Origin of the sequence: Nonomuraea phyllanthi (assembly GCF_006334985.2) — a bacterium.
Classification (GTDB): domain Bacteria; phylum Actinomycetota; class Actinomycetes; order Streptosporangiales; family Streptosporangiaceae; genus Nonomuraea; species Nonomuraea phyllanthi.
In genome coordinates, this window is record NZ_VDLX02000031.1 from 15,224 (window position 1) to 28,755 (window position 13,532).

A 13,532-nucleotide genomic window follows, 5' to 3' on the forward strand; every position below is an offset into this window, starting at 1 on the left:
AGATTAACGTCAATAGTTTGTCATGACATATGGACTAACTCCTGATGACGGCGTCAGCATCGATGGACATAAGTATGTCTTGACAATCTGTTCATCTCGCGTTCATCGTTGGGGCACACCGGCGCGCCGATCGGGGGCCGTGAGCGGCGCGTACGACGTGCACCTCAGAGGAGTACCGCCACCATGAGGCGTATCCGGAAGATCCTCCCCGCCGCCCTGCTCGTGCTGGCCGTGGCGTGCGCCCCCTCCACCGGTGGCGCACCGGGCGCGACGGCGGCCAAGCCCCTGCCCTCGGCCTCGATCGACGCCGGCTTCGACCTGGACGCTCTCGTCGCCGCCGCCAAGAAGGAGGGCAGCCTCCTCGTCTACGACTCCAGCGGCGACATCGAGGAGGTGGCCAAGGCGTTCACCGCCACGTACGGCATCGCCATGGAGGGCGTGAAGTCCGACTCCCCGCAGACCGCGGAGAAGATGACCAGGGAGCACGCCGCCGACAACGTCACCATCGACGCGACCATGTACGAGGACGGCGGCGTGCTCGTGGGCCAGCTCATCCCCCAGGGCGTCGTCCGGACGTGGGTTCCGGCGGACCTGCAGGAGCAGATCCCCGAGGAGAACCGCAACCCGCTGCTCGCGCTGTCGAAGGCCACCGTCTTCGCCTACAACACCAAGCTCTCCCCCGGCGGCTGCCCGGTCAAGAACATCTGGGACCTCACGGAACCCGGCTGGGCCGGCAAGCTGGTCATGCAGGACCCGCTGGGCAAGCCGACGGTTCTGTCGTTTTTCTCCCAGCTCGTCGCGCACGGCAGCGACCAGATCGCGCAGGCGTACGAGGCCAAGTACGGCAAGGCGCTGAAGACCGAGGAGAAGAACGCCGCCTGGGAGTGGATCAAGAAGATCGCGGCCAACCGTCCCGTGCTCACGGGCTCCGACGAGGACATCTCCGGCGCGGTCGGCGCGCCGAACGCCACCGACAAGAAGATCGGCTTCATGTCGATCTCGAAGTTCCGCAACAACGAGGACAAGGGCTACACCCAGTCGGCCTGCGAGGGCCTCCAGCCGTTCGCCGGCTTCAGCTATCCGAAGTACGTCGCGATCGCCAGCAAGAGCAAGCACCCGAACGCGGCCAAGCTGTACGTCCACTTCATCATGACGGAGGAGGGCGTCAAGCACGAGATCGGCGAGGGCGGCATCTCCGGCAACAGCACCGTCGAGCCGATCGTGACCCCGGCCGGCCTTGCCGACTGGCACGGCCAGCTCTTCGAGACCGACCCCAAGGGCCTGCTCGCCGATCTGCAGAACCGCCAGGTGGTCTCCGACTTCTGGCGGATCAACCACACCTGACGCCCGCCGGCCCGCCCGTTCCCGGGCGGGCATCCCATGCCGCGCCATGTCCTGACATCAGGATGTCCAGTAGAAGAGGAGAACCATGCGCGCCACCCCGCTGCTCGCCGCCGCGCTGACGATCACGCTGGCCGGAGGCCTGTCGGCCCCCGCGTCCGCCCGCTCCGTCCCCTCCGTCGATCCCCAGGTGGAGACGCCCGCCCTGTACGACGACGAGGCCGGCGGCAACGCCAACGGCGACGACCCCGCGATCTGGATCGACCCCTCCGACGCCGACGACAGCGTGGTGGTCGGCACCGCCAAGGAAGGCGGCCTCTACGTCTACGACCTCGGCGGCCGGCAGCTCCAGCACATCCCCGCCCCGGCCGCGCCCGGCCCCGGCGACGAGGTGGGGCGCTTCAACAACGTGGACGTCACCTACGGATTCGCGGGCCGGGACCTGGCCGTCGTCTCCGACCGGGGCCGCGACACCCTCCGCCTCTACGCCATCTCCGGCGGCCACCTCACCGACGTGACCGACCCGGCCGCGCCGTTCGTCTTCAACGCCACCCAGGCGGAGGTCAACGACGGCGCGACCGCCTACGGCCTGACCACCTGGAAGGACTCCACCGGCACCTACGCCCTGGTCAGCCGCCGCCACAAGACGTCGCTCGCCCTCGTCAGGCTGCTGCCCAGGCCCGGCGGCAAGCTGGGCTACCAGGTCGTCAGGACGCTGGATCTGCCGAGCTCCTTCACCCTGCCCGACGGCGCGCAGTGGACGCCGTGCGAAGATCCCGGCGAGCTCGCCCAGGTCGAGGGCATGGTGGTGGACCAGCAGCGCGACGTGCTGTACGCCGCCCAGGAGGACGTCGGCATCTGGCGCATGAGGGCCGACCTGACCGGGACGCCGACGCTGGTGGACAAGGTGAAGGAGTACGGCGTACCGGCGACCTACGACCCCGCGACGGAGGAGTGCGCACCCGGCGCCGACCCCGGCTTCGGCGGCGAGCACCTGGCCGCGGACGTCGAAGGGCTCACCATCTACTACCGCGACGACGAGAAGGGCTACCTGCTGGCCTCCGGCCAGGGCGACAACACCTTCGCCGTCTACCGCAAGGAGCGCGCCAACGCCTATCTGGGCCGGTTCCGCGTGGGCGAGGACGACGGCATCGACGGCGTCGAGCACAGTGACGGCTCGACCGTGCTCAACGTCCCGATGGGCGACTTCGACGAAGGCCTGTTCATCGCCCACGACGGAGCCGACCTCCCGGCCGACCCCGAGCGCGAGAACACCAATTTCAAGTACGTGAGCTGGGGCGACATCGCCGACGAGCTCGACCTGGACGTCGACACCGACGGCTGGGACCCGCGCGACCGCCGATGACGACGTAGCGGCTCCCGCCGCGCGGCCGTGGTCTCCCGGCCGCGCGGCGGAAGGGCCGTGACGGGCAGCGGAAGGGCCGTGACGGGGCAGCGGGAGTGCCGTGACGCGCGGCGGGAGGGCCGTGACAGGTGCCGTCTCAGTGCTCCTGCGGCGAGTCCGCCGGGGCACGCCGTCCGGCCCGGCCTGCCTCGTACAGGTAGCGCTCCAGCTCGTCGGCGGCGCGCAGGTGGCCGCCGGCCTCGCGCTGGGCGACCTGCAGGCCGTCCGCCGCGGCCTGGAAGCGCGGCTCGCCGAGCAGGCGCCGGGCCAGGGAGTGCACCCGGACCAGGCCGGCGTCCCCCGGCGGGATCGTCAGGCCGGCGCCGAGCTCGGCGACCCGCCGCGCCACCAGCGGCTGGTCCGCGCTCTGCGGGATCACCAGCATCGGGACCGCCGCGTACAGGGCCTCGTTGACGCTGTTCATCCCCCCGTGCGTGACGAACAGAGCGGCCCTGGACAGCACCTCGGTCTGCGGTACGAAGCGGCGCGCGATCACGTTCTCCGGCAGCGGGCCCAGCGCGGCCGGGTCGGTCGCTCCGGTGGAGACGACCACGGTGCCGCCCAGCGGCGCGAGAGCGACGGCGAAGGTGCGCAGCAGCCGCGGGCCGGCGTCGAACACCGTGCCGGGCGAGGCGTACAGCACCGGCTTGCGCAGGCGATCCATCGGAAACGACGGGTCGCGCGGGCGGGCCCCCACGCTGGGGCCGACGAACTGGAACGACCGGTCGAAGGTGCCGGCGCCGGGCTGGAACTCGCGCGAGGTGAAGACCAGGTTGAGCGGCTGGCGTACGTCGAGGAAGTCGAAGCGCGGCAGCCCCCGGGTGTCGCGGTGGCGGAGCAGCCTCCGCCGCGACCGCAGATACCCGAGCGCGGCGCGGGGGCGCCTCGCCGCCGCGGCCAGCAGCTGCCGCGAGAGGCGGGTGGGGCTGGGCGCGTACCGGTTGTACGCGAACGTGGTGAACAGCGACACCGCCGGCACCCCCAGCTCGCGGGCGGCGATCGCGGCCCAGACGCAGGCGGAGTCGTGCACGATCAGGTCGGGCCGGATGTCGCGCAGCTCGCGGAGCACCCTGGGCAGCAGGTCCACGGCGGCGCGCGTGATCCCGGCCAGCACCGTGGCCGGCATCGGCGGGTCGGCCAGCGGCCGGCCGGTCTCGGGGTAGCGGAACACGGTCGCGCCGGTGGCCTGGATCTCGTCGGCGAAGGCGGGCGAGATGTGGTACGTGACCGCGTGGCCACGCCGGACGAGCTCGGCCACGACCGGCAGCGTGGGATTGATGTGCCCGTGCATCGGGACGTTGAGGAACGCGATGGTGCTCATCGGCCGGCCCCCGCCCCGGCTCGTGCTCCGCCCCGGCCGGCCGCTGCGGCGGGGGGATCGCCGGCCCGATACAAGCGATGTGTCATCCGCATGGTCCTGCCTCTCTCGCCACCGCGCCGAATCGCTGCCTTCCTCAGCTATGACCAGGTGGTCGCCGGCGGCGTGACAGCTCCGGCGGATCGGCGGGGCATGTGCCCGCGCCCGACGGGCGACGGGTGACGGGCGTCACGCGGCGGGCCGGTGTCCGGTCTTACACACGGGTCGGCCATCACGTGCCCGACCCCGGCTCCGGCGGCTACGACGCCGGCGGACGTTCTTGGCACGGACCGTCTCGGTTCTGTCAGCCGCCGGAGCCGTCCTTCCCACGGAACAGGACAGACTCATGACCAGTCCTCCCACCCACGCATCCCTCCGCGCCAGGAGGCGGCCCTTCACCGTGGCGGCCACCCTCACGGCTGCCGTCCTCATCCTGGTGAGCCTCGCCCCCGCGTCGGGCGCCGCCGCCCTGGACGGCACGTCACGGACGGCGAAGCCCACCATCGTGCTCGTGCACGGGGCCTGGGCGGACGCCTCCAGCTGGAACGGGGTCGTCAAGAGGCTCCAGGACGAGGGGTACGCGGTGCGCGCGATCGCCAACCCGCTGCGCTCGCTGTCGGGCGACGCCGCGTCCGTGAAGACGTTCCTGGAGACGCTGACCGGGCCGATCGTCCTCGTGGGCCACTCCTACGGCGGGGCGGTGATCACCAACGCGGCCACGGGGAACCCCGACGTCAAGGCGCTCGTGTACGTCAACGCCTTCGCGCCCGACGCCGGCGAGTCGGCGACGGCGCTCGCGGGACCGGACTCCGCCCTGTCGGTCGCGGACCCGACGACCGTGTTCGACCTCGTTCCCGCCACCCTTCCGCCCACGGCCGACACCGACCTGTACCTCAAGAGGTCGACCGTCCTCGACTCGTTCGCGAGCGGGCTGAGCTCCGATGACAAGGCGGTCGTGGCGGCCACCCAGAGGCCCGCCACGGTCGGGGCGCTCAACGAGCCGTCCGGCACCCCCGCCTGGCGGACGATCCCGTCCTGGAACCTCATCGGCACCCGGGACCGGATCATCCCGCGCGACGTGCAGGAGACCATGGCCAAGAGGGCCGGCTCCACCATCGTCGAGTACAACGCCGGACATGTCGGACTGATGACCGATCCCAGGACCGTCACGCACGTCATCGAGCGGGCCGCGAGGGCGAGCGCTCACTAGCGGGCGTTGTTCGCGGCGATCGTGACGGCGACCAGCAGGACGCAGCTCACCGCGATCGCCGCGACCACGCCGTGCACGCCGATCCACGGCGCCGCGAACGGCAGCGCCAGGACGGCGGCGGCGGTGGCCGACAGCAGGACGGGATGGATCGCGGACTCCGCCACGACCCGCGCGTGCACCATCCAGAGCAGCATGAGGAACACCGCGACGGGGATCGCGACGGCGTAGCCGACGGTGAGCGTTCCGACGGTGACGCCGTGGCCGCTCTGCTCGACGGCCACTTCGAGGCCGCCGCCGAGAGCGGCCAGCGCGGCGAAGATGCCGTAGTGGCCGTACCCCCACCGGTAGGAACGATTGCGGCGGTCGCTGAGCCCGTCACCGGCCTCCACCAGGAAGTACAGCCACCACAGCGCGAACAGCACCACGAGGCCGGACACGGCGATCAGGACGAAGGTGCTGCTGACCTCGGTCGACCCGAGCGCCGCCGCGACGCCTCTCGACGCGGCCAGCACGCTCTCGCCGAGCAGGATGATCGTGAACAGGCCGTAGCGCTCGGCGATGTGGTGCGGGTGCCAGGTGGTGGGCTCGGTCCGCTCCGCCCACAGGGGCACCGCGAGCTCCAGGGCGGCCAGGAGGACGAAGAGCGGCAGCTCGGCGGAGGCGGGCGCGAGCATCGAGTGGTAGAGCCAGCCCACCGTGAGGACGGAGATGCCGCCGGCGTAGCGCAGCGCGGTGCGGCGCCGCGCCGGGTCCTCGGCCCCGGCCCGCAGCCACTGGCCGACGAGCCCGATCCGCATGATGACATAGCCCAGCGTGACGAAGGTGAAGTCGGCGTGCTCGCTCGCGGCCGGCACGCCGGCGGCCAGGACCAGCACGCCGGCCATCTGCACCATGGTCAGCAGCCGGTAGGCGACGTCGTCGGTGTCGTAGGACGACGCGAACCAGGTGAAGTTCATCCACGCCCACCAGATCGCGAAGAAGACCTGCAGGAACGGGACGATCCCCGCCAGCGCGTGCCCCTCCATGATCTCGTGGGCGAGCCGGGCGGTGACGGCCGCGACCGCGACCACGAACGTGAGGTCGAACAGCAGCTCCAGCTGGCTGGAGACGCGGTTCGGCTCGTCGATGGGACGCGCGCTCATCCGGATCCGGATCCGGAGGTTGGCTGGTGGCACGATCTCGCTCCTGTCGCTCCGTGGGGCCGTGCTGCCAGTTAGACAGGGCAGCGCTCCGGCCTGTGACAGGCCGGCACCCGAACCGTCGGGTGGTCGCGGGGGTCAGGCCGTCGTCGCGGGTGTCAGGCCGTGGTGGCCGGGGCGTCAGGCCGTGCGCTCTTGGGTGCCAGGCCGCTCGCCGCACCTTCGAGCAGCGTGGCACGGATCTGCTTGCGGGAGACGATGCCGAGCTTCACGAAGATCTTCCGCAGGTGCCACTCGACGGTGTGCGGGCTGATGAACAGCTGGGCACCGATCTCGGTGTTCGTCAGCCCGTCACCGGCCAGCCGCGCGATCTGCGCCTCCTGCGGGGTTAGGGTGCCCCGCGGCTCGACGGTGCGCTTGCGGATCGTCTCGCCGGTGGCCTGCAGCTCGCGCCGGGCGCGTGCCGCGAACGCCTCCACGCCCATCTTGGCGAGCAGGTCGTGCGCGATGCCCAGCTGCTTGCGGGCATCGACGCGGCGGTTCTCCCGGCGCAGCCACTCGCCGTAGAGAAGCCGCGCGCGGGCGTACATCACCCGTACCTCGGTGCGCCTGAGCCGTTCGATCGCCTCCCGGTACAGGTCCTCGGCGGCCGGCCCTTCGCTCACCTGGGCGCGCGCGCTCGCCGAGGTGCCGAGGGCCCAGTCGGTGCCGCCGGCCTGGGCCAGCTCGTCGAGCCGGGCGGCGACCTGGGCGGCGCGGGCCGGCCTGCCGCTCCTGGACGCCGCCTCGACGAGCTCGACCAGGGACCTGATGAACGCTCCCCCGAGGGTCTGCGGGTGCCTGACGCCTCGCTCCGCCGCGACGTACGCCTCCTCGTAACGGCCGAGGCCGTTGTGGAGCACCGCGCTCGCCCACTGGGTGGCGGCGGCCACCTTGCCCTCTCCCTGCAGGGCCGCCTCGCGGGTGGCCGCGTCGATCACCCGGCGGGTCGCGGCCTCCCGGCCTCGCCAGGGCTCCAGCACCAGGGCCGCGAACTGGGCGAAGAAGCGGCTGCCCGTCACCTCGCCGATCGTCACCGCCTCGGCGAGCAGCGCGTCGGCGCCGGCGAGCTCGCCCGCCATGGCCCGGTTGGACACGAGCATGTGCAGGGCCGACGGCAGCGCCGACAGCGCGCCCGTCTCGCGGGCCAGGTCGACCAGCCGTTGCGAGAGCACCGTCCAGCTGTCGAAGTCCCAGACGTTGTGGGCCAGCCGGGTCGCGAACGGCAGCCAGCCCAGGACCTCCTCCTTGGAGAGCCTGCTGTCGCGGAAGTTCTTCAGGGCCCGCTGCACCATCGGCACGCCTGCCGCGTACCCCTCGGTGGCGGACAGGGCGATGCCGTTCAACAGCAGGTCGTTGCGCTCCGGCGAGGGCCCCGGCGGCGCGGCCAGCGCCGCCCTGGCGACGTCCGTCATCTGGGTCCCGTCCCGCAGGTGGCCGGCCGTGTTGACCGCGAACAGCGCGTCACGGTACGCCTGGCGGGCCAGCCCGGCATCCAGCGGCTCCAGCCGCTCGGCCGCCTTGAGCAGCAGCGGCAGGGCGGCGCTCGCGCTGGTGGAGGCGAACACGATCTGGCCGCGCAGCAGGGCGGCCTCGGCCTGGCCGCGCTCGTCCAGAAGGCTGAGCTCGGCCGCGTCCAGCAGCTCCAGCGCGGCGTCGTATCCGCCGGCCCGGAACTTGGCGCGGGCCGCGGCCATCGCCCGTGCGCCACGGCGGGCCGTGTCGGAGCTCAGTTCGGCCGCCTGCTCCAGGAACGCCGCAGCCGCGGCGACCCCGCCGCGCGACCGCGCCCGGTCGGCGAAGCGCTCCAGCTCGGCGGCCACCTCCTCGTCGGGGCCGGCCGTCGCGTTGGCCAGATGCCACGCCCGGCGTTCCGGGTCGGTGCGCGGATCGGTGGCGTCGGCCAGCGCGCGGTGCACCCGCTGCCGGTCCTGCGGGGTCACCGCGCGGTAGGCGGCCGAGCGCACGAGGGGGTGGCGGAACCGTACCCGGGTCCCGATGGTGATCAGCCCGGCCGCCTCCGCCGGGGCCGCCGCCGCGCCGATGCCCAGCAGCTCGGCCGCCCGGCTCAGCAGGGTCACGTCGCCCACCGGGTCGGCCGCCGCGATGAGCAGCAGTTGCCGCGTGTCGGCCGGGAGCGACCGGATGCGCCGAAGGAAGCCCTGCTCGACCCGGCCGGCCCGCGGGCGGGCGTCGGGCCGGCCGAAGCCGCCGGCCAGCTCCGCCGGGGTCAGCCCCAGGGGCAGCTCCAGCAAGGCGAGGGGGTTGCCCTGCGCCTCGGCGACGATCCGGTCCCTGACCCGCTCGTCCAGGCGGCCGGGGGTCACGGACTCCAGCAGCGCGCGGGCCTCGCCGTCGCTCAGCCGCCCCACCTCGAGCTGCCGCAGCCCCGACAGCTCGGGTTCGAGATGGGGCTCGCGCACCGCGAGCACCAGCCCGATCGGCTTGCCGCGCAGGCGGCGCGCGACGAAGGCGAGGGTCTGCGCGGAGATCTGATCCAGCCACTGTGCGTCGTCGACGAGGCAGACCAGCGGCCCCTTCCCGGCCGCGTCGGCGAGCAGGTTGAGCACCGCGAGCCCGACGAGGAAGCGGTCCGGTGGAGCCCCCGCGCTCAGGCCGAACGCCGTCTCGAGCGCGTCGCGCTGCGGGTCCGGCAGCGTGCCGAGGTGGTCGAGGAACGGGGCGCACAGCTGGTGCAGGCCGCCGAAGGCGAGCTCCGTCTCGGACTCGACGCCCGCCGCCCGGACGGTCCGGCAGCCGGACGCGCTGCTCCGCGCGTGCTCCAGCAGCGCCGTCTTGCCGATGCCCGCCTCGCCGCGCAGCACGAGGACCGAGCTGCGACCGGCCTGCACCGCCGCCACGAGCTGGTCCAGCACCTTGCACTCGGCTTGCCGGCCGTGCAGCCGCAGCCTGGGATCGCCGCCGACCATCAGCGCCGCCCAGCCGGCACCTCGACGTCGATGTCGCGGCGGAGCACGGCCGCGGGGTGTACGCCGTCACGGGCCGGTGGCGAGGTCCGGCCGAGCCGCCACCCGTCTCTGTACGGCTCCAAGAGGTTCATGGTCACGGCTCCGCTCCCTTCACACAGCATCCGCTGGTGGCACCGTGATCAACGGTCGCGCCTGGGACCCCTGCGTCGCGCCTGGGGAGACCCTGGTCTACCCCCTGGCCCCACGGGCGCGGGGCACCAGGGGGTCACCAGCGGCCCCGGAGCCGGCCCGCGTGGCTACCAGGTCTGGTCGCCGGCGCGCAGCAGCATCTCGTTGACGGCGACCCGCCGCTCCCTCGTGACGATGTAGCCGATCGAGTCCGCGATGTCCTCCGGCCGCAGCCCCTCGATCGCGCCGAGCTGCCGGCGGGCCGCGTCCCGGGCGGCGTCGGCGGCGTGGCCCGCCCCTTCGGCGTCCACGGTGCCGGGCTCCACCACGCTGACCCGGACGCCCTCGCCGGCCAACTCCTGGCGGAGCGACTCCGCGAACGCTCTCAGGCCGGCCTGGGTGAGGCTGTAGACGCTGCTCCCCGGGCGGGCCACCCGTCCGGCCGCCGAGCCGACGTTCACCAGGTCCGCCACCTGCCGCGGGGAGGTCGAGGCCGCGTAGATCAGGTGCGGGACGGCGGCGTGCGTGACGCGCAGCAGCCCCGCCACGTTGAGCGAGACCATCCGGTCCCACTCCTCGATGGTGGTGTGCAGCGCCGAGTTGAGCAGCATGACTCCGGTGCCGTTGACCAGGATGTCCAGACGCCCGAACCGGTCCAGCGTGTCCTGCACCGCGTCCTCGGCGCGCTCCGGCTCGGTGATGTCGGCCTCGACCGCGAGCGCCTCCCCGCCCCGTCTCGCGATGTCGCCCGCGAGCTGGTCCAGGCGGTCGCGGCGCCCGGCGACCAGGGCGACCGCCGCGCCCTCGCCGGCCAGGCGGCGCGCCGTCGCGGCCCCGATTCCGCCGCCGGCGCCGGTGACGAGCGCGACGGCTCCATCGAGCGGACGTTCGGCCATGGCTGCCTCATTCTCTGGTGTCGAGGGCGACGCCGAAGCGGGCATCGCCCGATGTACGAAACGCCGGCACGACGAGCGTCACCCGGCCGGTCACCGGCTCGCACCAGGGTGTCTCACTGGTCGGCCCTGACCAGTGACGGTCGGCGCGCGCGAGAGGGCCCCGTCAGCCCGCGGGTTTCACACCGCCGTCAGCCCGCGGACTCGGCCCCAGCGTCAGCCCGCGGACTCGGCCCCGCCGCCCGAGAGGGCGTCTCCGAGCTGCCTTCTGGAGCTGATCCCGAGCTTGGCGAAGATCTTGCGGAGGTGCCACTCGACCGTGCGGGGGCTCAGGAAGAGCCGGGCCCCGACCTCCGGATTGGACAGGCCGTCCCGTACGAGCAGGGCGATCTGCCTCTCCTGCGCCGTCAGCTCCTCGCCCGCCGCGTCCTCGTTCCTGCGCTTGCGGACGGTCTCGCCCGTGGCCAGGAGCTCGCGCCGGGCGCGCTCGGCGAACGCCTCCATCCCGATCGAGACGAACATCTCGTACGCGGTCCGCAGGTGGACCCGGGCTTCGGCCCGCCGGCGGCCGCGGCGCAGCCATTCGCCGTACAGCAGGTGGGCGCGCGCCAGCTCGGGGCGCAGCAGCGTCCGGCCCAGCCGCTTGATCGCCTCGCGGTAGAGCTCGTCCGCGCCGGCGTCGTTGCTCAGCAGCGCGCGGCAGCGGGCCAGGATGCCCTGGGCCCAGTCGGTGTCGCACGGCTCCGCCGAGTCCGCCAGATCGTCGAGTGCCCCGTGGGCGGCCAGGTCGTCCCCGACGCGCGCCGCCGCCTCGACGAGCTCGGGCAGCGCCCACTGGGAGACGAGCTGGTTGGCGCTCTGGGTGGTGGCCTGGGCCGAGGGCAGCGCCTCCTCGTACCGCGCGAGGCCGTTGTAGAGGACCGCCGCCGCCCAGTGGGCCGACGCGACGCCGTTCAGCTGGCCGCTGGCTCCGTCCTCCTCGATCGTGGTGGCGATCAGCGTCGCGGCCTCGGCCTCCTTGCCCTCCAGCGCCCTGAGCATGAGCGTGGTGTGCCGCGTCATCGGCACGCCCGTCGCGGCGGCGACGGCCTCGCATTCTGCGGCGATCGCGGCCGCGGTGGCGAAGTCGCCGCTCAGCACGCGCGGCAGCCCCAGCCCGTGGAGGTAGATGGGCAGCGCGGTCAGGGCGCCGAGTCTGCGCACCTCCTCGATCACCCTGATCGGCCACTCGGCCATGAGCCGGTCCTCCCAGAGGAGCGCGCTCGAGCCGCCGGCGGCCCAGATCCATCCCATGATGTCCTGCACGGGAGCCTCGGCGAGCGCGGTCACCGCCCTGCGCAACGCGGGAAGCGCGGCGCGCCGGCCTTCGGTGATGAGCAGCGCGTACCCCTCGAACACCAGGTCGAGGGCGCGCGTGCTGCCGTCGGGAGGGGGAACGCTCCGCATCGCCCGCGAGATCGCCATGAGGCTGTCCCGGTTCGCGGCCCCGTAGGACGCGCTGGCCCAGGCGATGAGATAGGTCTCGCGCGCCAGGTCCATGTCGTACGGCTCCAGCCGCTGCGCGGCGGCCAGCAGCATCGGCGGCGCCTCGTTGTTGAAGCCGGCCGAGAAGACCATGTGACTCCGCACCAGATGGGCGCGTACGCGCTGCCAGTCGTTCTGGACGTCCCGGTCGGCGAGGTCGACGAACCGGCCGGCGGCCTCGATGTCGCCCGCCCGCAGGCTGGTGTCCGCGGCGCTCAAGGCGCGTTCGGCGCGGCGCGAGGTGTCGATGGTCAGTGCGACGGACCGTTGCAGGAACGCCGCCGCGGCGGCCAGCCCGCCGCGCGCCTGCGCCCGGTCGGCGGAGCGTTCGAGCTCGGCGGCGACGGCCTCGTCGGGCACGGCCGTCGCGGACGCCAGGTGCCAGGCGCGGCGGTCCGGGTCGGCCTGCGCGTCGGTGACCTCGGCCAGCGCCAGGTGCACCGCGCGGCGGTCGTCGTCCTTCGCCGACCCGTACACGGCCGACCGGACGAGCGGGTGACGGAAGATCACCCGCGCGTCGAACTCCAGCAGCCCGTCGGTCCCGCCCGCCAGGACCGTCGCCGGTTCGGCTCCGAGCCGTTCGGCGGCCCGCCAGACCAGGGCGGGATCGCCGGTCGGCTCGGCCGCGGCGATCAGCAGCAGCAGCCGGGTCTGCTCGGGCAGGGCCGCGATCCTGGCCAGGAAGCTCTGCTCGATCCGGCCCGACAGCGTGTCGGCGTGCAGCAGGCCGAATCCGCCGGCCCGCTGGGTCACGGTCAGCTCGCCCGGCAGCTCCAGCAGGGCGAGCGGGTTCCCCCTGGTCTCGGCCACGAACCGGTCGCGGACGCGCTGGTCGATCCGGGCGTGCGTCACCGAGTCGAGCAGGGCGTGGGCGTCGGCCGCCTTGAGCCCCGTGACCTCCAGCTCCGGCAGCCCGAACAGGTCCCGGTCCCTCTGGCGGGAGCCGAAGACGAGGGCGACCGACTCCGCCAGCAGCCGCCGGGCGACGAAGCCGAGGACCTGCGCAGAGGCCCGGTCCATCCACTGCGCGTCGTCCACCACGCACAGCAGCGGGCGCCGCTCCGAGGCGTCCGACAGCAGGCTCAGCACCGCCAGGCCGACCAGGAACCGCTCCGGCGGGGCACCCGCCCGCGTCCCGAACACCGTCTCCAGCGCGTCGCGCTGCGGCGCGGGAAGCCTGTCCAGCCGGTCCAGCAGCGGCGCGCACAACTGGTGCAAGGTGGCGAAGGCCAGCTCCATCTCGGACTCGACGCCGGCCGCGCGCAGCACCCACATGCCGGCCGCCGACTGCTCGGCGTACTCCAGCAGCGCCGACTTCCCGACTCCCGCCGGGCCGTGGACCACGAGCACGCGGCTCTCCCCCATGCGGACGGCCGCGAGCGTCTGGTCGAGGAGGGCGCACTCCGACGACCGCCCGAGCAGGCCGGTGCTGTCACCATGCGGGGTGCCTCGTCTACGTTGCTCCACGATCCCCCGCCTATCAGCCCGATTGCACGACTCTGCATACACCCAAGACGCACGCCGGG

9 protein-coding genes are annotated in these 13,532 nt (G+C 73.2%); 3 read left to right on the forward strand and 6 right to left on the reverse strand.

Features of this window, described 5'->3' with window-relative positions; genetic code table 11:
- Window positions 1-183: 183 nt before the first annotated feature.
- Window positions 184-1,344, forward strand: a complete 1,161-nt coding sequence (locus FH608_RS47645) for an ABC transporter substrate-binding protein (protein WP_139637834.1) — start codon at window positions 184-186, stop codon at window positions 1,342-1,344.
- A gap of 85 nt (window positions 1,345-1,429) precedes the next feature.
- Complete coding sequence (locus FH608_RS47650; protein WP_139637835.1) at window positions 1,430-2,707, forward strand: phytase; 1,278 nt, start codon at window positions 1,430-1,432, stop codon at window positions 2,705-2,707.
- A 136-nt stretch (window positions 2,708-2,843) separates the two neighbouring features.
- Here the strand turns inward: FH608_RS47650 and FH608_RS47655 are convergent, their stop codons facing one another.
- Window positions 2,844-4,067, reverse strand: a complete 1,224-nt coding sequence (locus FH608_RS47655) for a macrolide family glycosyltransferase (protein WP_139637836.1) — start codon at window positions 4,065-4,067, stop codon at window positions 2,844-2,846.
- A gap of 382 nt (window positions 4,068-4,449) precedes the next feature.
- Here FH608_RS47655 and FH608_RS47660 point away from each other — a divergent pair, with 382 nt between their 5' ends.
- The gene (locus FH608_RS47660; protein ID WP_139637837.1) at window positions 4,450-5,313 is read left to right on the forward strand and encodes an alpha/beta fold hydrolase; all 864 of its coding nucleotides are present in this window, start codon (window positions 4,450-4,452) and stop codon (window positions 5,311-5,313) included.
- On the opposite strand, the gene FH608_RS47665 is transcribed toward FH608_RS47660, so the two are convergent.
- The 5 genes from FH608_RS47665 to FH608_RS47680 form a co-directional block, all read right to left on the reverse strand.
- Window positions 5,310-6,455 carry a low temperature requirement protein A gene (locus tag FH608_RS47665; protein WP_139637838.1) on the reverse strand — a complete coding sequence of 382 codons (1,146 nt, stop codon included), beginning with the start codon at window positions 6,453-6,455 and terminating at the stop codon, window positions 5,310-5,312. The two genes, FH608_RS47660 and FH608_RS47665, sit on opposite strands and share 4 nt — an antisense overlap.
- Before the next feature lie 155 nt (window positions 6,456-6,610).
- Window positions 6,611-9,421, reverse strand: coding sequence for an ATP-binding protein (locus FH608_RS47670; RefSeq protein WP_139637839.1), 2,811 nt, complete (start codon window positions 9,419-9,421; stop codon window positions 6,611-6,613).
- Entirely contained in the window at window positions 9,421-9,558 is a 138-nt protein-coding gene (locus tag FH608_RS52250; RefSeq protein ID WP_153265339.1) for a hypothetical protein, read from the reverse strand. The genes FH608_RS47670 and FH608_RS52250 overlap by 1 nt, the downstream gene beginning before the upstream one ends.
- Window positions 9,559-9,717: 159 nt before the next feature.
- Window positions 9,718-10,485 carry an SDR family NAD(P)-dependent oxidoreductase gene (locus FH608_RS47675; protein ID WP_139637840.1) on the reverse strand — a complete coding sequence of 256 codons (768 nt, stop codon included), beginning with the start codon at window positions 10,483-10,485 and terminating at the stop codon, window positions 9,718-9,720.
- A 213-nt stretch (window positions 10,486-10,698) separates the two neighbouring features.
- Window positions 10,699-13,473: an AAA family ATPase gene (locus FH608_RS47680; protein ID WP_226900537.1), complete on the reverse strand. Its 2,775-nt coding sequence runs from the start codon at window positions 13,471-13,473 to the stop codon at window positions 10,699-10,701.
- Window positions 13,474-13,532 lie beyond the last annotated feature (59 nt).